The organism is Pseudomonas kielensis, assembly GCF_014236655.1.
GTDB classification, from domain to species: Bacteria; Pseudomonadota; Gammaproteobacteria; order Pseudomonadales; family Pseudomonadaceae; genus Aquipseudomonas; species Aquipseudomonas kielensis.
In genome coordinates this window covers 1-1,306 of sequence record NZ_JACMYG010000082.1, presented here as the reverse complement: position 1 = coordinate 1,306, position 1,306 = coordinate 1, and the positions used below count along the sequence as shown (strand labels likewise).

At 51.9% G+C, this 1,306-nt stretch carries 1 protein-coding gene; it reads left to right on the top strand.

Annotation, left to right across the window (positions count from 1 at the left end; genetic code table 11):
* The first annotated feature begins 92 nt into the window (after positions 1 to 92).
* Complete coding sequence (locus H7995_RS28075) at positions 93 to 1,268, top strand: integrase core domain-containing protein (protein ID WP_182343850.1); 1,176 nt, start codon at positions 93 to 95, stop codon at positions 1,266 to 1,268.
* Positions 1,269 to 1,306 lie beyond the last annotated feature (38 nt).

Here is a 1,306-nt window from a genome sequence, read left to right as displayed (position 1 = left end):
CCGGTATGACTCACCCACATGGGTTACAAATCAGTTCACGCACATAGGTAACAGTTATTAACTGGCATGGTCGATTTCGTGAGGATCTGACCATGCCCTGGAGAGAGCTGAAACCTATGGATCGAAAAGTGATGTTCATCGCTGCTTATCTTGCGGACAAACACACCTTCAGCAAGCTGTGCAGTGACTACGAGATCAGTCGAAAGACTGGCTATAAATGGGTCGAGCGATACAAAGCTGAAGGGCCTAGTGGGCTTGAGGAACGCAGCCGTTGCCGGCACAACCAGAGCTACGTGGTGCCTGTCGCTGTTAGGCAGGCAATCATCGAGCTTCGGTCTATCGGAGAAACAACTCCAGGGCCTAAGAAGATCCAAAATGACTTGCTCAAGCGCTTTCCCGATCAGGATCCGCCGTCAAAAACGACCATCTACAACATCCTTAAAGCAGCCGACTTAATTACGCCGCAGTGTGTACGACGGCGTGTCGCGGTCTATCCCAAACCTTTGAGCAAGGCAGAAATACCTAATCAGCTCTTTAGCGCGGACTACAAGGGCCAGTTTCTGACGGGCGCCGGAGTTTGGTGCTATCCACTGACGATCATGGATCACGCCAGCCGTTTTCTACTGGCCTGCCAGAGTATGTCCAGTACCAATCTGAAGGAGACCCAACAGACCTTTGAGCGAGTTTTTCGCGAGTACGGGTTGCCGGAGCGTATTCGGACTGACAATGGTGTGCCATTTGCCAGTACCGGCCGTGCCGGGCTGTCGCAGCTGTCGATATGGTGGCTGCGACTAGGGATTATTCCTGAGCGAATTGAGCCTGGCCGTCCGGACCAGAATGGGCGTCACGAACGCATGCACCGAACGCTGAAAAGTACCTTGCCTCAACCGCCTGCCATTCCTTGGGAGGCTCAGCAGAGACAGTTTGACCGCTTTGTGCAGCACTACAATTATGAGCGGGGGCACGAGGCGCTTGACCAGAAAACGCCTGCTTCCTGCTATTCACCCTCGACTCGGACTTACCCGGAAAAGTTGCCTGAAATGGGGTATGCGAGCCACGTGGAGTGTTACCTGGCTGATAGTAATGGAATCATTAATCGAGCAGGTCTGCGGATTTATATAGCCAATGTGCTTAAGCATCAGACCATTGGAATGGAGATGATCAGTGATGATGTGTGGGAGGTGATATTCGGTCCGGTAATCCTAGGCCGGGTCTATGCTAGAGAGGCAAAGAACGGGTACGTGTCGATAAAAGTGTTACCTATGTAAAGGTACTTTTTTGTAACCCATGTGGTTGTCCCGTACAT